21 protein-coding genes and 3 pseudogenes are annotated in these 18,690 nt (G+C 61.6%); 6 read left to right on the forward strand and 18 right to left on the reverse strand.

The features are described from left to right. On the forward strand, positions 1-484 hold a 484-nt coding region (locus BT264_RS19355; RefSeq protein ID WP_072467047.1), incomplete at its 5' end, for a recombinase family protein. A gap of 30 nt (positions 485-514) precedes the next feature. Here the strand turns inward: BT264_RS19355 and BT264_RS40040 are convergent. The 9 genes and pseudogenes from BT264_RS40040 to BT264_RS19400 form a co-directional block, all read right to left on the reverse strand. Beyond that, a pseudogene (locus tag BT264_RS40040) lies at positions 515-721 on the reverse strand (response regulator transcription factor); the annotation flags it as partial. A 194-nt stretch (positions 722-915) separates the two neighbouring features. Beyond that, positions 916-1,917, reverse strand: a complete 1,002-nt coding sequence (locus BT264_RS19365; RefSeq protein ID WP_072440273.1) for an NADP-dependent oxidoreductase — start codon at positions 1,915-1,917, stop codon at positions 916-918. A gap of 310 nt (positions 1,918-2,227) precedes the next feature. Further along, on the reverse strand, positions 2,228-3,091 hold the full coding sequence (locus BT264_RS19370) for an alpha/beta fold hydrolase (RefSeq protein WP_072440310.1): 864 nt from the start codon (positions 3,089-3,091) through the stop codon (positions 2,228-2,230). A 71-nt stretch (positions 3,092-3,162) separates the two neighbouring features. Then, positions 3,163-3,744 carry a TetR/AcrR family transcriptional regulator gene (locus BT264_RS19375; RefSeq protein ID WP_072440271.1) on the reverse strand — a complete coding sequence of 194 codons (582 nt, stop codon included), beginning with the start codon at positions 3,742-3,744 and terminating at the stop codon, positions 3,163-3,165. A gap of 46 nt (positions 3,745-3,790) precedes the next feature. Beyond that, a complete protein-coding gene (locus tag BT264_RS19380; RefSeq protein WP_072440270.1) occupies positions 3,791-5,041 on the reverse strand; it encodes an NADH:flavin oxidoreductase/NADH oxidase family protein in 1,251 nt (416 codons plus the stop codon). Positions 5,042-5,047: 6 nt separating this feature from the next. Beyond that, positions 5,048-5,446 (reverse strand): helicase, encoded by a 399-nt coding sequence (locus tag BT264_RS19385; RefSeq protein WP_072440268.1) that lies wholly within the window; start codon positions 5,444-5,446, stop codon positions 5,048-5,050. A 56-nt stretch (positions 5,447-5,502) separates the two neighbouring features. Beyond that, the gene (locus BT264_RS19390; RefSeq protein WP_072440266.1) at positions 5,503-6,348 is read right to left on the reverse strand and encodes an alpha/beta fold hydrolase; all 846 of its coding nucleotides are present in this window, start codon (positions 6,346-6,348) and stop codon (positions 5,503-5,505) included. 223 nt (positions 6,349-6,571) lie between these two features. Beyond that, positions 6,572-7,360 (reverse strand): SDR family NAD(P)-dependent oxidoreductase, encoded by a 789-nt coding sequence (locus BT264_RS19395; protein ID WP_072440264.1) that lies wholly within the window; start codon positions 7,358-7,360, stop codon positions 6,572-6,574. Positions 7,361-7,416: 56 nt separating this feature from the next. Continuing rightward, a complete protein-coding gene (locus tag BT264_RS19400) occupies positions 7,417-8,499 on the reverse strand; it encodes an alkene reductase (RefSeq protein ID WP_072440262.1) in 1,083 nt (360 codons plus the stop codon). 132 nt (positions 8,500-8,631) lie between these two features. Here BT264_RS19400 and BT264_RS19405 point away from each other — a divergent pair, with 132 nt between their 5' ends. Further along, entirely contained in the window at positions 8,632-9,261 is a 630-nt protein-coding gene (locus tag BT264_RS19405) for a TetR/AcrR family transcriptional regulator (protein WP_072440260.1), read from the forward strand. Between the two features lie 166 nt (positions 9,262-9,427). Here BT264_RS19405 and BT264_RS40530 read toward each other — a convergent pair whose 3' ends face one another. The 3 genes and pseudogenes from BT264_RS40530 to BT264_RS19420 all read right to left on the reverse strand — a co-directional run. Beyond that, a complete protein-coding gene (locus BT264_RS40530; RefSeq protein ID WP_072440257.1) occupies positions 9,428-9,769 on the reverse strand; it encodes a C-terminal helicase domain-containing protein in 342 nt (113 codons plus the stop codon). A 248-nt stretch (positions 9,770-10,017) separates the two neighbouring features. After that, a pseudogene (locus BT264_RS19415) lies at positions 10,018-10,439 on the reverse strand (sigma-70 family RNA polymerase sigma factor); the annotation flags it as partial. Further along, positions 10,438-10,695 (reverse strand): annotated as a pseudogene (locus BT264_RS19420) (DUF4142 domain-containing protein); the annotation flags it as partial. The pseudogenes BT264_RS19415 and BT264_RS19420, both read right to left, overlap by 2 nt. 189 nt (positions 10,696-10,884) lie before the next feature. On the opposite strand from BT264_RS19420, the gene BT264_RS19425 reads away from it, so the two are divergent. Both BT264_RS19425 and BT264_RS19430 read left to right on the forward strand, forming a co-directional pair. After that, entirely contained in the window at positions 10,885-11,958 is a 1,074-nt protein-coding gene (locus BT264_RS19425; RefSeq protein WP_072440255.1) for a TIGR03118 family protein, read from the forward strand. Positions 11,959-12,035: 77 nt separating this feature from the next. Then, complete coding sequence (locus tag BT264_RS19430; RefSeq protein WP_072440253.1) at positions 12,036-12,452, forward strand: plastocyanin/azurin family copper-binding protein; 417 nt, start codon at positions 12,036-12,038, stop codon at positions 12,450-12,452. Positions 12,453-12,874: 422 nt separating this feature from the next. On the opposite strand, the gene BT264_RS19435 is transcribed toward BT264_RS19430, so the two are convergent. Genes BT264_RS19435 through BT264_RS19450 form a run of 4 tightly spaced genes read right to left on the reverse strand, consistent with a single transcriptional unit; the run spans position 12,875 to position 15,372 of the window. Next, positions 12,875-13,357, reverse strand: coding sequence for a DoxX family protein (locus BT264_RS19435; protein ID WP_072440251.1), 483 nt, complete (start codon positions 13,355-13,357; stop codon positions 12,875-12,877). Continuing rightward, positions 13,354-14,178, reverse strand: a complete 825-nt coding sequence (locus BT264_RS19440; protein ID WP_072440249.1) for an HvfC/BufC family peptide modification chaperone — start codon at positions 14,176-14,178, stop codon at positions 13,354-13,356. Before BT264_RS19440 ends, BT264_RS19435 begins: the two co-directional genes overlap by 4 nt. Then, positions 14,150-15,037, reverse strand: coding sequence for an MNIO family bufferin maturase (locus BT264_RS19445; protein WP_072440247.1), 888 nt, complete (start codon positions 15,035-15,037; stop codon positions 14,150-14,152). The genes BT264_RS19440 and BT264_RS19445 overlap by 29 nt, the downstream gene beginning before the upstream one ends. A 14-nt stretch (positions 15,038-15,051) precedes the next feature. After that, on the reverse strand, positions 15,052-15,372 hold the full coding sequence (locus tag BT264_RS19450) for a BufA1 family periplasmic bufferin-type metallophore (protein ID WP_072440245.1): 321 nt from the start codon (positions 15,370-15,372) through the stop codon (positions 15,052-15,054). 132 nt (positions 15,373-15,504) lie between these two features. On the opposite strand from BT264_RS19450, the gene BT264_RS19455 reads away from it, so the two are divergent. Both BT264_RS19455 and BT264_RS19460 read left to right on the forward strand, forming a co-directional pair. Further along, a complete protein-coding gene (locus tag BT264_RS19455) occupies positions 15,505-16,155 on the forward strand; it encodes a sigma-70 family RNA polymerase sigma factor (RefSeq protein ID WP_072440243.1) in 651 nt (216 codons plus the stop codon). Further along, the gene (locus tag BT264_RS19460) at positions 16,152-16,811 is read left to right on the forward strand and encodes an NrsF family protein (protein WP_371287111.1); all 660 of its coding nucleotides are present in this window, start codon (positions 16,152-16,154) and stop codon (positions 16,809-16,811) included. The genes BT264_RS19455 and BT264_RS19460 overlap by 4 nt, the downstream gene beginning before the upstream one ends. A 107-nt stretch (positions 16,812-16,918) precedes the next feature. Here the strand turns inward: BT264_RS19460 and BT264_RS19465 are convergent, their stop codons facing one another. Further along, on the reverse strand, positions 16,919-17,791 hold the full coding sequence (locus BT264_RS19465; RefSeq protein ID WP_072440241.1) for an SDR family NAD(P)-dependent oxidoreductase: 873 nt from the start codon (positions 17,789-17,791) through the stop codon (positions 16,919-16,921). A gap of 191 nt (positions 17,792-17,982) precedes the next feature. After that, complete coding sequence (locus BT264_RS19470; protein WP_072440239.1) at positions 17,983-18,561, reverse strand: TetR/AcrR family transcriptional regulator; 579 nt, start codon at positions 18,559-18,561, stop codon at positions 17,983-17,985. Positions 18,562-18,690: the final 129 nt, after the last annotated feature.

The following is an 18,690-nucleotide window of genomic DNA, read 5'->3' on the forward strand; positions in this document are numbered from 1 at the left end:
ACTGGAGGTGACGGCAACCGGCGATACGCTCGTCGTCTGGAAGCTCGATCGGCTCGGACGCTCGCTCAGCCATCTAGCGAACATCATGGCTCAGCTCGACAAGCGTAAGATCCGCGTCGTATCGCTGACGGAATATATTGATACGCGCTCGTCGAGCGGGCGCTTTACTTTCCATATGCTCGCGGCCATTGCCGAATTCGAGCGAGGCCTAATTAGTGAGCGGACGCGTGCCGGGATGGAGGCCGCTCGCGACCGGGGCAGCCAGATCGGGCGCCCAAAGGTACTGAGCGACGCCCAATGTATCGAGGCGCGCGACTTGTTGAGACACTACTCCCCGTCACAGGTTGCAAAACGCTTCAATGTGCACCGTGCGACCTTGATGCGACATATCAAATCGTATCTGGCTGAAGCCGAACATATGTATGTTCCTGATGCCGGAATTAATTCGGGCGTGGCCGAACCCCGTCATTCGGCCGAAATTTAGTTTATTTTGAATTGAAAATATATTGTAAAGTCAGATAAATTGGCTGGCGCGAACATTGTTTTCTATCGCATATAGAATCAGTTCGGCATTGTTATCGATACCAAGCTTCTGCATGAGTCTCATTTTATGTGTGCTGATGGTTTTAGCGCCGAGGGAAAACTCGGCGGCAATTTCGTTTATGGTGCAGCCTGCGGCAAGACGCTCCAGCACTTGCTGTTCGCGAGCCGATAGCAATTCCCTGCCAGCCACTACACTTCGCCGGCCGAAGCCGACGCCGAAGGGGAAAATGTCGTCATACGTGCCGCGGAATGAAGTCGTCCCGACGCTCGGCGTTGCGAACGCCTGACGCCAACTCGCCCAGGGGCAGGCGTATTGAGAGTCATACATCATTCCCGAGCTCGGCACGCCTCAACACTCAACCCTTAGGTACCTTACTTGATCTTGACCACGACCTTACCCTTGGCGCGTCCTTGCGCTAGGTACTCAAGCGCTTCCTTTGCCTGTTCAAACGGAAATACCTTGTCAATCACCGGATGGATGCGTTCTGACTTGAGCAGTTTGCCAATCTCGGCAAGTTGAGCACCGTCGGGGCGTACGAAGAGAAATGAGTAGGTGACGTCCCGCGTTCTCGCGAGACGCATGATCTTGCGACTCATTAGGCCAAATACGAACCTCAGGACGAAGTTCAGCCCGCGAGCACGGGCGAACGCTGCGTCCAGCGGCCCGATAAGAGAGACGATCTTGCCTCCTTGACTCAGGATTCCTATCGACTTTTCAATCGCATCACCCCTGATCGTGCCAATCACCACATCGTAGCCGCGCAGCACTTTCTCGAACTCTTGCTTCTTGTAGTCGACTACCTCGTCCGCGCCCAGGCTTGTAACCAACGGGATATTACCCGTACTGGTGTTGGTCCCTACTTTAGCACCGAAATACTTGGCCAATTGGATCGCAAACGTGCCAATACCGCCAGATCCTGCAGGAATGAACACCTTCTGACCCGCGTGAAGATTGGCACGTTCCTTCAGCGCTTGCCAGGAAGTGAGTGCGACCATTGGAACTGAGGCGGCCTGCACGAAGTCGAGATTAGCCGGTTTTGGGGCTGCTGCACTCTCCGGTACAACGGCGAATTCGGCGATAGATCCTCTTCCAAGGTCGAACAGACTTGCAAAGATTGCGTCGCCTTTCTTGAAGCGAGTTACGCGACTGCCAACATCGATCACAATGCCAGCCAGATCGCTACCCATAGTCGCGGGCAGTTGGAACTTCAATACGGGTTTGAAAATTCCCGTCGGAATCATGTTGTCGATCGGGTTCACCCCCGCGGCGTGAACCTCGACCAGCAGTTCGTCGGGCTTTAGTGTGGGGCGCGGAACTTCGGCGAACCCAATCTCGGGTGATTTGCCATAGCGTTTGAATGTGAGTGCTTTCATGTTGCTCTTACTCCGATGTTGCGTTGTATTGTGAAGGCGCTGAACTGAGCCGCACTCACGCCCACGGCTGGAGTACTATCCAGCCGCTTCGACGCGAATGAGAACTTCGTCGTCGGCGAGTGAGGGATCTGGCACATCCTCATAGACCAGGGTTTCAGGGCCTCCGGTCTTATGAAATCGGACTGCTTTCATTTCTTTCTCCAAATTTCGGTGATGCTTTCGGCAAAGCGCGTCACGAATTTTGGTCGAGAATCATGCGCGCTCTGCTGGGTTCGCGAGAAACTTCATACGCCGCTGGTTCACAAAGTATTCATTGCGATAGGAACTCCAGTGCCGTGGGTACGAAGTTGGTGTAATGCTGGAAAATTCCACCATGGCCCGCGTCCTGATAAATGACGAGTTGTGCATGGGGGATGCGGCGGGCCATATCGTGGCTCAAAGCGGTGGGTACCATAATGTCGTTATCCCCATTGGCGATCAGGACAGGCATGGGCAGGTTGGTGAGGTCCTGTGGCGCCTGCTGGCCCCAAGCCTTGATCGCCTTGAGTTGATGAAGGAAGGCGCGAGGTGTAGGCCCTTTGTCACGGCCAGTCTTACGTTCCTTCAACCGTTTCAAGAAGGCGCTTGCTGCCCGCCGGCCATTGGTTGTGGAGGTGAAGAACAGATAGGCCTTTGGATCGCGCAGCGTTAGCAGGCCTTTGAGCATCAGTGGCCAGGACACGGCACCCACACGATCGATGCCGTGACCGCCGGCGGGACCCGTGCCAGTGAGGATGAGCTTGCGCACCAGGCCGGGCGCCTTGAGCGCCACGTCCTGCGCCACGAATCCGCCGAGCGAGAAGCCAAGCAGGTCGACTCGATCAAAACCCATTGCGCGAATCACCGCGATGGTGTCGCGCGCCATCTCGTCCACGGTCACCGGCGCGATACCGCCGGATAAGCCAATTCCTCGATAGTCGATGGTGATAACGCGACGCTTGTGAGCCAAGCCGTCGACGATGCGCGGGTCGAAGTTATCCAGAACGGCTCCCCAATGGTTCAGCAAAACTAAAGGAATTCCGCCGTGCGGACCGAGTTCGCGGTAGGCGAAGGTAGTGCCAGCCGCCTTGACGAAGTTGTTCGGTGCTCGAGCAAACGACGGGGCCGATTGGGTGTCTGGGTTGATGCTCTTCATCATTGACTCCTTGGGTTCTACTTTCATATGTCGAGCATCATGCTGACGGGTAAAAAAAATGCAGTCGGACTTTAATCCGCGCCGCAAGCAAGATGCTCGAGTGCTGCTTCAAGCATCGATTCGGACAACGGCTCTTCGTCGACAGCGCGCGCCAGGATCACGGCCCCAATCATCGTTGCTGTGGTCGCCAGGGCACGCTTGTGCGCATCGGGCTCACCCCAATCGGCCGATTGGCGGGAGACGACTTCGATCATTTCTTTGATGCGGCGCGTAATTACGCGTCGTACAGCCGGCGCCTGACGCGGCATTTCCGTTCCCAGGGCGGCGATTGGGCAACCGACCTCCGGGTTTTTCACGTGCTCCTTGGACAGATAAGCTCGTAGGAGCGCCCGCAGGGAATGCTCGGCGGGCACTGCGGCCGTACAGCGCAAAAAGGTGGCGATGGCATCGGCGCCTGCCCGATCCGCCAACTCGACCAGCATTGCCTCTCTCGAAGCGAAATGTCCGTAAAACCCACCGTGGGTGAGGCCCGCGTGCTTCATGATGTCGCCAATGGCGACGCCGTCATACCCGCTGCGGCGGATCACGCGCGCGCCAGCGTCGACAATGCGCTCGTGCGTGGCTTCCTTTGATCGGGCGGCGGATCGTTTCATAGGACGTTCATCAGCGATGAGTTTCTAATCGCAAGCGCCTCGGCGCTCAACTGCGCGCCCGCAAACGACGCGTGCGAAACGTTCCCCAGCCGCTGCTGAATGCAGACTTCAAGAATGCTGCAAGCCCGCTCTCGTCGGGGCGCGGTTCTCTACCCCTCGCAATGCGCTTGAGCTGGCGCGTGTACCACAGCACCTCCATGATTCCGATGCGATCGACAGTCTTGAGGCCGGTACTGATTGGGTGCACCTGCTGCAGGCTGTCGCGCCCTTGAAGCAACGCGACGGGGGCATCAGGATCGATCGCGAGCAGACGCGCCAAGCCCACCACATCCAGCGCGCTGGAGTGCAGCGCCGCATTCATGCCGGCAGCCGTTCGGAAACCACCGGTCACCATCAGTGGCACTTTGACTGCTGCCCGCACCTTCTGGGAAAATTCAAGGAAGTAGGCTTCTCGGGCCGCGGTGGATTCCTTCTTCGGTTCTCGCATCGCCCCGCTCATGGCCGGCGCCTCATAGGTACCGCCAGAAATCTCGATCAGGTCGATGCCCGCGTCGGTCAACGCGCGGATTGTCTCGATCGATTCTTCTTCCGTAAATCCACCACGCTGGAAGTCGGCCGAATTGAGCTTGATGCCGACCGGGAAGTCTGGACCGACCTGCCGGCGGATTTCCGCATATACGGCCAGTACGAACCGGCGCCGCTTCTCGGGACTGCCGCCCCATTCGTCGCTGCGGCGGTTATGGTGCGGAGAAAGAAATTGGCTAATCAGATAACCATGTGCGCCATGGATCTCTACGCCACTGAACCCAGCCTTCTTGCAAATAGCCGCACTGCGCCCGAAGCGTTCGATGATTTCTTGAATCTCGGACGTGGTCGCTTCGCGCGGTGTCTCGAAGAATGCTGCCATGTCCTCGCGGAAAGGAACCGCAGAAGGCGCCAGGTTGAAGGCGTTCAAACCCTTGGTCGACTGCTTTCCGGGATGGTTAAGCTGCACCCAGATCGACGCCCCTTGCGCGGTTGCAGCCTCCGCCCACTGCCGCAGCACGGGCAAGTCTGCTTCGTCTTCGATCACGACATTCCCAGGCTCGCCCAAGGCGCGGCGGTCGATCATTACGTTGCCTGTCATGATCAGTCCGAGCCCCGAGGCAGCCCAGCGTCGGTACAACTGCACAAGGTCCGGTGTTGGGCGATTATCGTAGGTGCCCAGAGTCTCACTCATGGCGGCCTTGGCGAGCCGGTTGCGCAGAGCGCTGCCATTGGGCAGGCGCAGCGGCTGGTTAAGCAGATCGGGTTTCATGGCAACTCAGAAGACGGTGCGGTCGTAAGGCAAGACGACTTTCGGAGGCTGCAGGAACGCCGTAAGGCCCTGGAACCACAACACTTCCCGGAAGTCGCCGCTGATGGTCAGGTCTTTACTGCTCACCCCCCTGAGGAAAGCCGCTTGGGCATCCTTGGCCGACAGAATCTCGAAGCCTTTGGCGGCACTAGTAAAGGTGAGCGTGAATCGAGGAGTCGCTGCCAGTCCCGCAAACGATCGGACGGTGCCATCTTTGACAACAAAGTAGCGCCCGGCACCCGAAACCGTACGAATCTGGAATACCAGGCTCTTGGACGCGACGTAGCGTGCGGCGTTGGCGTCGCTCCTGATCTTACGTCTGAGCATCTGGGCGAATGCCCACAACAGGAACTTGAACTTAAGCATTTCGGGCCATCCTTTTGACTTGCGAAAAGTGCGTTCGGACTATGACGACCGTCGCGTCACTCGCTCAGAAACTGAATTGCGTGCCCCAGGAAGCGTTGCGGGTACTGGAACTGCGCTGCGTGGCCGGCGTCCGGGTAAATGAACAACTGAGCATTTGGCAAGTTGCGAGCCATGTAAAACGAATTAACCGTCGGGACCATCACGTCGTTCACGCCATTGAGGATGAACGTCGGCTGCCGGATGTTGCGCAGATACGCAAATGGATCGTCTTCCGAGAGCCTCGGCATGTACAGCACGTTGGCCTCAATCTGCGCGATCGAGACCTCCGGCGAGGATGGCGGATCTTGGTCGGCTCGCATATGACGCCGCTCCCAGAACGCCCTTGCTGCCTGCTCAGCCTCTGCTGATCGGCCGAAGAACAGGTAGAGGAAGTCTTCGAACGCAGGGACCGGATTGACCGCTGTCGTCAACACGCGCTGCTCCATTTCGGGATTTCCCCCGCGCGGCCCGGTACCCAGCAGCATCAGCTTGCGCACGAGCTCGGGATGGCGCCAAGTCAGGTCCAGCGCCTGAAACCCTCCCAACGAAAAGCCCAGAACGTCGATTTGCTGCAAGCCGAGTGCGCGAACGAAGGCCGCTGCGTCATCGGCCATGTCCTCAATGCGCGTGCGTGGTTGCCCGCCGGAGGAAGCGACGCCGCGACCGTTGTAGAGAATGACTTCGCGGCTTTGCGCAAGACCATCGGTCATCAGTGGATCCCAGTTGTCCATGCCCCCACGGAAGTGCTGCAGGAACAGTAACGGCGGCTGCGAAGAATCTGCGTTACCCCAGCGGCGGTAGGCGAATCGAGTACCTTCGACATCCACGAAGCGCGTGGGCGTAGTGATATGGGTGTCAATCATGTTTTCACCTGTTGAGGCAGCTTCGCAGCTTCAATGCGCTAGAAATGCCAACACTTGGGGCGCAAAGTCCTCGTGGTATTGGTCGCTCCGCCGTTTGCCGCAATTGCTTTACAGACCACGGCGCCCCCTGAAACAACCAGAGGGTGCAGTGTCGGGATGCAAAAAACGGCTTCTTACAGATCAGGTACAGCCTGACGCTCGCCAAAGGCAGAAACGGCAATAGTCAGGCGTTGAGCTGATAGCGCTCGGCCGCGTGTGCTTGTCGAATGTCCGACATCAGTCCCTGGCGAGCGCCATCCAGCGCGTCCCATCGTCCGGCTACGTGCAGTGGCGGGATCGTGACCAGTTCGCGACGGTCGAACCCAATCAGTGCCGCATCAACCAGCTCTCCGACTTCCATAACTTCGGGAAGCGTGTTCACGTCGACCCCGGCACGCTCCCAGATCTCCGTGCGGGTCGCCGCCGGCAGTACCGCCTGCACGTAAACGCCCTTGGGCGACAATTCGAGGTTCAGGCCCTGCGACAGGAACAGCACGAATGCCTTGGTCGCGCCGTAGATCGACATGCCGAACTCGGGCGCGAAACCTACCACCGAGCCAATGTTGACGATCGAGCCATTACCGGACTGCACAAAGCGTGGAGCGACCGCGGCTGCAAGCCTCGTCAGCGCCGTGGTGTTGAGCGTGATCAGGCGTTCGATGCTTTCAGAGGTTTGCTGCAGGAAGCCGCCAGACTGAGCCACACCGGCATTGTTTATTAGAATTCCTATCCGATCGTCATCGCGCAGACGCGCCTCGAGCGCGGACAGATCGGTGGACTGGGTCAGGTCGGCCTGCAGCACTTCTACGGCCACACCGCTTTCCTCACGCAGGCGCGTTGCCAAGGCATCCAGTCGCGCCTTGTCACGGGCGACAAGGACGAGGTCATGGCCACGCCGAGCGAAGCGCTCGGCGTAGGTGGCGCCGATGCCGCTGGAGGCGCCGGTGATGAGGACTGTCGGAAGCGTGGTCATGGGTACTTTCCTTTGCAAGGGTTCTTCTGGCGGAGACTCAGTCAAGGGCACGAGCTTTAGCCGGAGATCGTCGGATAATCGATGTAGCCTACAGCGCCGCCGCCATAGAGCGTCGCCGGGTTGAGCTGCGTCAGGGGTGCGCCGTGCTGCAGGCGTTCGACCAGGTCCGGGTTGCTGATAAACGGACGGCCGAACGCGAACAGGTCGGCCCTGCCCTCATTGAGTTGAGTGGTGGCGAATTCCAAGTCGTAGCCGTTGTTGGCTAGATAGGTCTGCTTGAAACGGCGGCGCAGCGCGTCATAGTCGAACGCGGCGATATCGCGTGGGCCGCCAGTCGCACCTTCGACTACGTGCAGATAGACGACGCCCTGGGCGCTGAGCTGTTCGGCGATGTAGTCGTACTGCGCTTGCGGATCGCTGCAGGAAATGCCGTTGGCCGGCGAAACGGGCGAGATGCGCACGCCAGTGCGTTCGGCGCCGATTTCCCTGACCACTGCGGCGACCACCTCGAGCAGCAGGCGCGCACGGTTTTCGATCGAGCCGCCGTAGTCGTCGGTGCGATGGTTGGCCCCGTCCTTGATGAACTGCTCCAGCAGATATCCGTTGGCGCCGTGAATTTCCACTCCGTCGAAACCAGCGGCAATAGCGTTGGCGGCAGCCTGTCGAAAATCGTTCACGATGCCCGGCAGCTCGGCAAGTTCCAGGGCGCGTGGTTCGGACACGTCGGCAAATCCGTTGTTGACGAAAGTCTTCGTCTCGGCGCGGATAGCGGAAGGTGCGACCGGCGCCGTACCGCCAGGTTGCAGGTCAGTGTGCGAGACGCGGCCCACATGCCAGAGCTGCACGAAGATGCGTCCACCCTTGGCATGTACGGCGTCCGTGACCTTCCGCCAGCCAGCGATCTGCTCGGGCGTGTACAGGCCGGGAGTGTCCTGATAGCCCTGGGCCTGGGCCGAAACCTGAGTGGCCTCCGTGATGATCAGGCCGGCCGACGCACGCTGGGCGTAGTAGGTCGCGGCATGCTCGCTGGGCACCAACCCGGCGCCGGCACGGTTGCGGGTCAGCGGTGCCATGACGATGCGATTGGCGAGCGTCAGGCCACCAAGGGCGTACGGCTCGAAAAGCGTTTTCTCCGACATGTTGTTCCAGCGTCTGGTGGTGGGAATGGGTTAATAATGATGACCATAATCAAAAGTGTCAAGACTTTGATGACGACCAACATCAATGTATAGTCAGGCCATCAGACAGGAACGCGCCCACGGAGAGGAAAAGTGAAAGTCACCAAGGCACAGGCCCAGGCCAACCGGGCCCACGTTGTTGAAACAGCGTCGACGCTGTTCAGGGAGCGCGGTTTTGATGGGGTCGGAGTAGCGGATCTGATGGGCGCAGCTGGGTTCACCCACGGCGGCTTCTACAAGCACTTCCGCTCAAAGACCGATCTGATGGCAGAATCGGCGGCCTGCGGCATGGCGCAGACCGTTGCGCTGTCGGCTGGGGTGGACGCATCGGAATTCGTGCGACTGTATCTCGCGCGCGAGCACCGCGACTCGCGCGCAACCGGCTGCACGATGGCCGCGCTGGGTGGGGATGCCGCGCGTCAACCCGAAGCGGTCCGGGCCACATTCGCGGACGGCATCGAAAGACTGCTGGCGGCGTTAGTCCAAGAACGTGATTCGTCAGACGGTGCAGACTCGGCGGAGGCCCGAGCGAACTGCCTCGACATCATGGCGCATGCGGTCGGCGCCATTGTGTTGTCGCGCGCGTGCCCGGATGATTCTCCACTGGCCGACGAAATCCTGACGGTATGCCGCGACAAGATTCTCGCGACACTGGGCCCGTCGGCGACAGCGCGCGAACCAGGTCGCAATCAGGGTAACGACAGCTCCGCCAAGTCAAATTGACATCGGGCGCAGACGGCCACCTGGAAGGTATTGGAGATCATGGAATACGAGAGCTCCGACAATTGTTGTTCCCTGCGGGGCCGACTATCGTTCTCTTCTTTTATCCGTACGGGCGCACGAGCAGACCCGCATTTCTGCCGTTTGGATGATCTGTTGACGTGACGCCTTATAGCTTGAGGAGAGGTGAGGGATTGGACCGTGGAACGACGAGTGTCAGATGCTCGCACGCCCGGCTCAGCGCAACATAGAGCAGGCACCGATTCTTCTCGTTGGCAACGAGGTTGTTGGCGTCACGGGGGACCAAGAGCGCTCTTCGGGTTTCCAGCCCCTTCGACTTGTGGATGGTGCTAATCGCTTGAGGCGGCGACTGGCCTTTCCGTACGCCGCGTTGATGTGTCAGTCTCGTGAGAACGGCATTGATGTCCGGGTCCGTATGTATCTGGCGTGCCTCAGCGAATTCCCGCCCCAGATCGATCCGGATGTCGCGAAAATTTGCGCTCGTCTGCATCAACTGATGAATCAGCTCACCGAAAAATCGGAGCCGGGCACCAGCTCGGGATAACGCGTCAACGATATCCGCATCTAATCGAAGATGACGCGTGTATGTCAGATTCGATCAGATGCGGATATGGGCGCTCGGCGCATGGCCGACATACCGCGCCGCTGCCGCAGGGCTTGCGGCAGATGCTGCAGTGACGGTCGAGAAGGCTCGCCGTCGCCCCGTTTCCTTGAGCACACGACGTGTGTCGTGCGAGCCTATCGGCGCGAATCGAGCCTCGCCAGCACGCTGGCCACGATCCGATCGCAACGCGCGCCGCCGAACGAGAACACGTCACGCTCGGCCGATCGACTTCCTGAGCAAGGGATTCTCGCAGCATGCTCCTTGCCCGGAAATGACGCGAACGCACGGTCGCTTCCGGTATACCGAGACACTGTGGCGTTTCCTCGACGCTCAGCTCCTCGACGCAACGCAGGACGAAGACGACCCGGAACGCGTCGGGTAACGCATCAAGCTTGCGCTCGAGCAACGCGCGCAACTCTGCCCGCATGAGCGCGCGATCGGGCGATGAGATTGGGTCTTCGACCATGACGTTCCGCTCGAAATCGCCGATGGTCGACGTGCTGACCATCGGCGCGATGTTATCGCGCCGGGCGCTCCGACGCTGACGCGTAAAACAGGTTCAGCCTGGTCGCAAGCGCGACTGCCGATCGGTTCACGCTGGTGTGGTCCGTGACCATCAATTTTGCGAAGTCCCTGACCTGCGTCGTGTGAGTCTTGCCTATCGCAAGCTTCCCTGCATCGATGCCGACCTGATTCGCCGTCACCACGATCGCGGCGATCCGGGGATCGGTTAACTGCGCATCCTGCGCGCAAGCCGCGAGCGGCAACGTCGAAAGCAGTGCCACCAGGCTCAGTTTGTACGTGAGCGCCATTTGTTTTCTCCTGTCCAGTTTGAACGGCCGTCCTCGCAAGGATCGACGATGGACGGTTCTGTGGCGATAGACGTCACGACTGATCGTCGCGTTCCGCGCCCGACACCGTAGCCGCGCGAATGAAACGAGCGGAATAAACGCACCGGCCTGTCCGTTTACTAACGTCTCAATCGTGTTCGGAGCCAAGTCATGAAACAGGTCCATACAACGCTCGGCGCTGCGATGATGGCATTCGTGCTGACCAGCGTCGTAGCATGCGGCAGTTCATCCCACGTCAGTCAGTACAAGGTCGGCGTACTGGTTTCCGACGGTGCGCTTCCCGCTGCTCACGTGGATACAAACCTGAAGAATCCGTGGGGCATTGCATTCAATCCCAAGGGCTTTGTCTGGGTCGCGGATAACGGGACGCAGCACGCGACGCTCTATGACGGCAATGGCGTGCCGCAATCGCTCGTCGTGACAATCCCCGCCGGCTCGCAAGGCGACGCCGCCCCCACGGGCATCGTATTCAATGGCACGTCAGACTTCGTGGTGACCCAGGGCGCAAAATCGGGGCCGGCGCCTTTCATTTTCGCCGGAGAGGGTGGAACGATCACGGCGTGGTCGCCAGCGGTCAATCCGACATCGGCCGTCACCGTGTTCGACAGCGGCGGCAGCGCCGTCTACAAAGGGCTCGCCATGGCCAGCAACAACGGCGCGAATTTCCTGTACGCAACGGACTTCCACAACAACCGGATCGATGTTTTCGACAGAACCTTCACAAAGGTTACGACGACCGGTGCATTTCAAGATCCCGCTTTGCCGGCAGGGTTTGCGCCGTTTGGAATTCAGGCCATCGGCTCGAAACTTTACGTCTCTTATGCGAAGCAGGACGCGGCAGCACACGACGACGTCGCTGGTGCAGGGTTGGGTTTGATCGACGTGTTCAGCCCGTCGGGACAATTCGTTCAACGCTTCGCCTCGGGCGAGCCGTTGAATGCGCCGTGGGGCATGGCGCTTGCGCCCGCGGATTTTGGCCGCTTCAGCAACACCGTTCTGATCGGCAACTTCGGTGACGGCATGATCCACGCGTTCGATGCGACGTCAGGCATGCTGCGCGGGACCCTGCAGCAACTCGATGGCAAGGCGATCGTCGAGCCGGGGCTGTGGGGCATCGCATTCGGCAACGGCCTCAACAATCAACCCGTCAATACGCTGTTCTTTGCTGCCGGCCCCAACGACGAAGCCGACGGTGTCTATGGCCGCATCGACGTCGGCCCGTGAGCGTTCTCGCCGGGATCGCTTACGGCAATCGCTCGACGCTTGATAGGCCGCGTTGTTTCGATGCAAAGGAGGCCGCCATGGACGCCGCTTACAGAATCGCCATCCTCGCCAGTGTGACCGCCCTCGGCATGACATCGCATGCAAGCCGGGCGGAGCAAACCGTCAACGCGACGTTGCGTTCGAACTCGATCCAGCTCGAGACACACAACGTGAAAGCGGGTCGCGTCACGTTCGACGTCAAGAATGCTGTGGACAACAACATGGAGCACGAACTTGTCGTGCTCAGGACCGATCTCTCGGATGATGCACTTCCTGTCCGCAAACGGCAGGTGCTGGAGCACAGGTTGAGAAAGATCGGCGAAGTCGAAGACATCGCGCCGGGCACGAGCAAGCGCGCGTCATTCAAGCTCACGCCCGGCCACTACGTGCTGATCTGCAACAAGCCGGGACACTACGTTGCGGGCATGCATACGGCGCTTGTCGTGACGCCGTAAGTCACTTCGCGGCCCGAAAGACAGCCCGGAAGCGCCGGGTACCGATGTCGTGCGGTCGGAACCGGAGACTTCGCCACGCGGCGCGGCGTGTGCGTCGTCGACTTCGGCCCCTCTTCAGTTCGTCCGTCGCGCGGCGCCACCTCGGCGTCACGCGGACGGATGCCCTTGTGCTGCTGCCCCCGCCCCTTTTCAACGACGGCACGGCAAGCAGACCAATCAGCGAGAGGGTGACGATCCAGAACGCCACTCGCTGACGTCGACCGTCCGCGGATTTGCACAGGCTGAACCTGCCCGCGTGTTCCAGTGCTGCCGGAATCGCCCCCAATGATCCGGTCATGATGTCGGGAAGACGGTCCATTGAATTTCCATCCGTACACTTCACGATGGACCCTGGAGCACACTCTCGGGTCGAGGCCTGCGGCTCAGTTTTCTGCTGAATTCCGCTGCAGCCAGCGCGTGCGCACCACATGATCGATCGATAACAATCCGGCGCCGCGACACAACAGCACGATCAGCATCGCCGCCCATTGAATGTGTATGGGCCACGCCTGCGGATAGACAAAGATTTCAATCACCGAAGTCATCCCGAGCAGGACCAGCGCGGCGGGCCGGACTGCCAAACCGAGTACGAGCAGCACCGGCATGCTCAGTTCGATCGAGACAGCGATGTATGCGGCGATTTCGGGTGGCAGCACCGGCAACCGGTATTCTTCCGAAAAGAGTTGCAGTGCCGCATCCCAGTTCGCAAGCTTGGTCATCGCCGAGTTCCAGAAGACGGTCGCCACCGCGATCCGCAGCGGAATGGCGAGCAGCCAGTAAGGAACACGCTCGAGCGTCTGCGCGATGCGCAGCAGTGCGTCGGCCGCGCTCGCACGGGTATGGGCGGTTCGTGACAGGCGAGTCATGTCCTTGATCCTCCGTCGAACGCGCAGTCGTTCGCCGACTGCGACGCTTCAGCAAAACATCCGCGTGCAAGACAGGTTGCGAGCAGTGCGTATCCGTGCGCTTCGGGAGCTTTCGCGAGTGCGACACTCACCGTCTCGCCTGCAAAGAGCGCCGTGATGATCTGCCATTCGGCGACACCCAAGCGGAGCGTCTCCACATCTTCGGCCGTGCGCTGCACGAGCAGGTGTGCGGGCGCGTCGTCGAGCCGGATCGCGCGTAGGGCCGAATCGTCGTTCTCGAGCACTGCGCGCCAGATCGCGTCGGCGGGAGCGTTACAGCACAGCAGCCGCGCAGCTGGATGGGGCCACAGCCGCAACTCGCCCAGCGCGACGTCGTCGAGTCGTGCCAGGCGGGCAAGATCGAGTATCGGATCGTCCGGTGCGTGAAGCACGAGATTGACCTGCCATTCGAGGCGTGCGACGTCGCCGAGGTACGGCAGCGACGCGGTCTGCGGCATCTGCGCGAGGAAGTCGGGAAACTGCGCGCCGTATTCGTCCAGCCACGCGCGATGCGGCGGCGCCGTGCTGCAGAACAGGCGCGCGGCACCGTCGAAGAATTCGGGGCCGACCAGACGCTGCACAGCCGGAAAGCTCAGGCGCAGCGCGTTGGCCAGCACGCTCATCGCCGTGTTCCGGTAGATGTTCAAGCGCGCGCGTGGCTCCAGCCCGTCGCCGAGCACCACGGCTGCAACGTCGTCGTTCGCATCGTGATCGGCATCGCACAGCAGGCTGCGGCTGAAAGCCTGCTGCACGTCAGCAAGCGAATGCGTTTGCGGTTTCATTTCGAATCGCCTCCCGTACGGCATCCGCGATGGCCGCCTCCTGAATCAGAACCTCGAGCGTGGGCACGTCGTTGTCCCATTCGATCAGCGTCGGCACCTGGCCAAAACGCCGTAGCGCCGCTTCGTAGAGTGTCCACACCGCGGGCGCGACGCGCGAGCCATGATCGTCGATGCGCAGTGTTCGGCCGTTCTCGAGTTGCATCGTGCTATGGCCGGCGAGATGGATTTCGCCGATTGCCGCCGGCGGCAGCGTAGCGAGATAGGTATGCGGATTCCAGCCATGATTGCAGGCGCTGACGTAAACGTTGTTCACGTCGCAAAGCAGGCCGCATCCCGTGCGCCGCGCGATTTCCGAAAGAAATTCCCACTCTGGAATGGTCGAGTGGACGTAGCGCAAATAGGTGGACGGGTTCTCCACCAGAATCTGCCGCCCGAGCACGGTCTGCACCTGGTCCACATGCCGGCATACGACCTCCAGTGCCTCCTCGGTCATCGGCAAGGGCAGCAGGTCCGCCAAATAGGTTCCGCCCACCGCGCTCCACGACACATGCTCGGAAACCAGGTCGGGCTCGAAACGCAGCACTGCTGCACGCACCCGTGCGAGATGCACGGCGTCCAGCCCGTCCGCGCTGCCGATGGACAAGCCCACGCCATGCAGCGACAGCGGGTAATCGCGACGAATCGCATCCAGACATCGCGACGCCGTGCCACCGCCCATGTAGTTCTCGGTGTGCACCTCGAACCATGCGACAGCCGGCCGCTCGTCAATGACCGTCCGATGGTGCCGGAAGCGCAGCCCGACGCCCGCCCGGGCCGGAATCGGGCGCGGCGCCGGGCGATGCGGCGCGGATACGCTCATGATGGGGCGGGCCGTCAACCGGCCTTGAGCTTGCCGCCGGCGATCTTGCCGCAATCGCCTGCCGGCAACAGCACGAACGACTTCGAATCACGAGCCTGCGTGGCCTGCCCCGCGCACGAATGCGCGCCCTCGGCGCAGTCGTTCTTGGCGACCGCGTTCACGCCGTAGCATTTTTCCAGATGGTTCTGCGCCATCTTCGCCATGTTGTCCTTGACGACCTGGGGCATATTGCTCATATCCTTCATACCCTGCGCCAGTCCCGGAGCGGCTTGCATGGCAAGCGCAAGTCCGATCGCGGCTGACAGGGAGGAAACGGCTAAGGCGGATTTGCTCATGGTGTCTTCTCCTGAAGATCGAGAGATCGCCGGTGCGCGACCTTGTCAGAAAATTCGCTCCGCGGCGACTAAAGGTTACGCAGCGCACCGGAAAATTTTCTGCGCCGGACCTTGTAGCGGGATACCTTGGAAATGACCGACGACGAAAGCCATCGTGCAAAGCGTATCCGTCTGGTCCGGCCGGCAGCCGGTCCCGAGGCAGGTAGCGGACGGGCGGCGATTCGGGAGGACGGATCGCCCGACTGGTCGATGCTGATGGCGTGCGCACAGATCGGCGACCGGGACGCCTACCGCCGGCTGCTCGAGAGCGTCACCCCGTACTTGAGGCGACTTGCTGCACGCCACGGCGTCCACCCCGATGCCGTCGAGGATGTGGTGCAGGACATACTGATCACCCTTCATCAAGTGCGCCACACCTACGCGCCCGAGCGGCCATTCGGGCCGTGGCTGGTATCGATAGCGAGTCGCCGCATCGTCGACGCGCTGCGTCGCCAGGGCCGTGCGGCATCACGCGAGATGTCGCTCGACCCCGACCACGAAACCTTGGCCGGCGACGGAGCGAATCTTATGGAGGAGGCAGCCGATGCGCAGGTGCTGCGCGACGCGCTTGCCCGGTTACCCCAGGGCCAGCGCGACGCGATCCGGATGCTCAAACTCGAGGAAATGTCGTTGAAGGAAGCGGCCGTCGCGAGCGGCATGACGGTTGCCGCCCTGAAGGTCGCGGTCCATCGCGGGATCAAGACATTACGTAAATTGCTGGCGAGAAAAGGGACAGCTGAATGATACGGCCGACCTCCGAACTGATCGAATCGCTGGTAGCGGACAGCACGCCGGTCCGCCCGCTGCGCCGGCCGCTGTGGCGGGCAACAGGCTGGCTGACGTTCGCGGCGCTGCTGCTCCTTGCCATCGCCGTCGCGCACGGCTTGCGGCCGGATCTGTCGTTGAAGCTGCACGAGCGAGCGTTCGTCACCGGCATCGCAGCGGCGGCGGCAACAGGAATTCTGGCCGCCATCGGCGCGTTCATCGCGAGCGTGCCGGGGCGCTCGCTGCGATGGCTTCTGTTGCCGTCGCCGGCTCTGTTCGTCTGGATCTCGACGATCGGCTACGGTTGCCTGACGAATTGGGTCGAAATCGGCCCCGACGGCCTGTCGCCGGGCGAAACAGCCCGCTGTTTTGCGACGCTCGTGCTCACCGGTGTGCCGCTTTCGTTGACGCTGCTGATCATGCTGCGCCATGCCGCACGTCTCGCGCCGGTGCCCGTGGTCATGGCGGGAAGCGTTGCCGTCTCCGCGATGACGGCGGTCGCGCTATCGCTCTATCATCCGCTCGACGCCACGATGATGATTCTCGCGTGGAACGTCGGACTGACGATTGTCCTGCTGATCGCAAGTGCGTCATACGGTGCGCGGCTGCTCCGTTGGGTCGGGGCGGGCGTGTGATCGACAGATGGCCGGCAGCCGATTGTCCGGCCGCTCGCATCGGGCCTGCCGTTACGCACGGCCCGACCCAACGGAGCAGCCGCACGAGCGGCGCATAGCCGTGCTCATTACACGCGCTTCAACGCTTCCAGCCCCTCCGGCAGCTTCGCATCCGGAAACTGCGTGGACAGCGTCGCATCCCGCCACCGGGCGGCTTCTTCCGCGCGCTGCGTTTCCGCCTGCTCGCATACGAACAGCGCATCGCCGCCGAGCAGCAGGCGCATCGGCACGTCGTCGCGCCGCGACAGCTCGACGATCAGCTTCGCGATCCGCGCCGGATCGCCGACCTCGTGGCCGGCATATGCGCCGTACAGCTCGAGAATCTTCCCGACCGACGGCTGATAGTCGGGCAGCAGGCCGTCGACGCTGCGCTTCGCCTGCGCGGCCCAGTCGGTGCGCATCCCGCCCGGCTCGAGCGTGCACACGCGCACGCCGAACGGCGCGACTTCCTTCGACAGCACGTCGCTGAACCCGCCGACCGCCCACTTCGCCGCCTGATACGCGGACAAACCGGCCGTCGACGTACGCCCGCCGACCGACGATACCTGGAAGATGTGGCCCGCGCGCTGCGCACGCATCGTCGGCAGCACCTCGCGCGTCAGGTTGATCACGCCGAACAGGTTCGTTTCGATCTGGTCGCGGAAGTCGTCGGCGCCCATCTGCTCGAACGGCACCGTATGGCCGTAACCCGCGTTGTTCACCAGCACGTCGATGCGGCCGAACGCTTCGCGTGCCGCCGCGACAGCCTGCGCGGCCGCCGCTTCGTCGGTGACGTCGAGCGCCACCGGCAGCAGCCGGTCGCCGTATTGCTCTGCCAGATCGGCCAGCCGCGCGGGATCGCGCGCACCGGCCACCAGCCGGTCGCCCGCCGCCAGCACCGCTTCCGAAATCGCTCGCCCAAGGCCGCGCGCGGCCCCTGTTACCAGCCAGACTTTCGACATTTTTCCACTCCTCGAAAAGATGAAACCACGAAAATGAATGATTACTCACTCATTAATATCGACGATGCATCGATGATTCGTGCGATGCGTCGCCCTGCCTGAAACCGTCCTGCCTTCCGCCGTACCGCCCACGCACCGCCCACGCACCGCCCACGGCGGCCACCCCTTCCGTCACATCGTTCGCGTCACGCTCACACCGCGTGCAGCACAGCCCACAGCGCACGAAACCCGGCCTCCCGGTACGCATCGGCCCGCGCCGGATCGCGCGCGACCGACTCCATCGCCGTTTCCGCGATCGACGTAAACAGCGCCGCGCAGAACGCGTGCGCTTCATCGGCCGTCAGCCCGCGCGACGCGACGATCTGCTCCCGCAGCAGCGAGCGGATCGTGCCGAAGCCTTCGGCGCCGGCCGCGCGATGCACGTCGTCGATGCGCCCGCTCACGCCGAGCTGCTGCAGCGCACGCCGCCCGTCCGGATTCGCGACGCCCCACGACACATAGCCGTTCCACGCATGCCGCACGGCCTGTTCGGCCGGCGCGCCTTCCGGAAACCCGGCCATCATCGCTTCGCGCATGTCGGCCTTCAGGCTCAGATACAGCGCATTCAGCAACGCATCCTTGGTCTCGAAGTACGTGAACACCGTGCCTTCCGCCACGCCGGCGAGCCGCGCGATGCGCGCGGTCGTCGCGGTCGCGCCGTCCTCGGCAAGCGCGCGGGCGGCGGCGGCGAGGATGGCTTCGTGCTTGTCGGGACTGCGCGGTCGGGCCACGTTCGATTCCTTTAATGAGTGAGCACTCAATCATAATCAGGCCGCCCGACGGAACGCAAGCCCTGTTACATCTTGGGGGAACGCACACGCAATCCATCAAAACCGTGCACTATTATCGTTTTGCCGTAC

The organism is Burkholderia sp. NFPP32 (genome assembly GCF_900119325.1).
Taxonomy (GTDB): domain Bacteria; phylum Pseudomonadota; class Gammaproteobacteria; order Burkholderiales; family Burkholderiaceae; genus Burkholderia; species Burkholderia pyrrocinia_C.

Bases quoted from the DNA above. Each gene is read 5' to 3' on its own strand.
- BT264_RS19465 (WP_072440241.1), bottom strand. From the start codon at position 17,791: ATGTCGAAAGTCTGGCTGGTAACAGGGGCCGCGCGCGGCCTTGGGCGA.
- BT264_RS19400 (WP_072440262.1), bottom strand. From the start codon at position 8,499: ATGTCGGAGAAAACGCTTTTCGAGCCGTACGCCCTTGGTGGCCTGACG.
- BT264_RS19430 (WP_072440253.1), top strand. From the start codon at position 12,036: ATGGACGCCGCTTACAGAATCGCCATCCTCGCCAGTGTGACCGCCCTC.
- BT264_RS19365 (WP_072440273.1), bottom strand. From the start codon at position 1,917: ATGAAAGCACTCACATTCAAACGCTATGGCAAATCACCCGAGATTGGG.
- BT264_RS19390 (WP_072440266.1), bottom strand. From the start codon at position 6,348: ATGATTGACACCCATATCACTACGCCCACGCGCTTCGTGGATGTCGAA.
- BT264_RS19455 (WP_072440243.1), top strand. From the start codon at position 15,505: ATGACCGACGACGAAAGCCATCGTGCAAAGCGTATCCGTCTGGTCCGG.
- BT264_RS19445 (WP_072440247.1), bottom strand. From the start codon at position 15,037: ATGAGCGTATCCGCGCCGCATCGCCCGGCGCCGCGCCCGATTCCGGCC.
- BT264_RS19375 (WP_072440271.1), bottom strand. From the start codon at position 3,744: ATGAAACGATCCGCCGCCCGATCAAAGGAAGCCACGCACGAGCGCATT.
- BT264_RS19395 (WP_072440264.1), bottom strand. From the start codon at position 7,360: ATGACCACGCTTCCGACAGTCCTCATCACCGGCGCCTCCAGCGGCATC.
- BT264_RS40530 (WP_072440257.1), bottom strand. From the start codon at position 9,769: ATGCAGACGAGCGCAAATTTTCGCGACATCCGGATCGATCTGGGGCGG.
- BT264_RS19450 (WP_072440245.1), bottom strand. From the start codon at position 15,372: ATGAGCAAATCCGCCTTAGCCGTTTCCTCCCTGTCAGCCGCGATCGGA.
- BT264_RS19370 (WP_072440310.1), bottom strand. From the start codon at position 3,091: ATGAAGAGCATCAACCCAGACACCCAATCGGCCCCGTCGTTTGCTCGA.
- BT264_RS19460 (WP_371287111.1), top strand. From the start codon at position 16,152: ATGATACGGCCGACCTCCGAACTGATCGAATCGCTGGTAGCGGACAGC.
- BT264_RS19385 (WP_072440268.1), bottom strand. From the start codon at position 5,446: ATGCTTAAGTTCAAGTTCCTGTTGTGGGCATTCGCCCAGATGCTCAGA.
- BT264_RS19380 (WP_072440270.1), bottom strand. From the start codon at position 5,041: ATGAAACCCGATCTGCTTAACCAGCCGCTGCGCCTGCCCAATGGCAGC.
- BT264_RS19425 (WP_072440255.1), top strand. From the start codon at position 10,885: ATGAAACAGGTCCATACAACGCTCGGCGCTGCGATGATGGCATTCGTG.
- BT264_RS19440 (WP_072440249.1), bottom strand. From the start codon at position 14,178: ATGAAACCGCAAACGCATTCGCTTGCTGACGTGCAGCAGGCTTTCAGC.
- BT264_RS19435 (WP_072440251.1), bottom strand. From the start codon at position 13,357: ATGACTCGCCTGTCACGAACCGCCCATACCCGTGCGAGCGCGGCCGAC.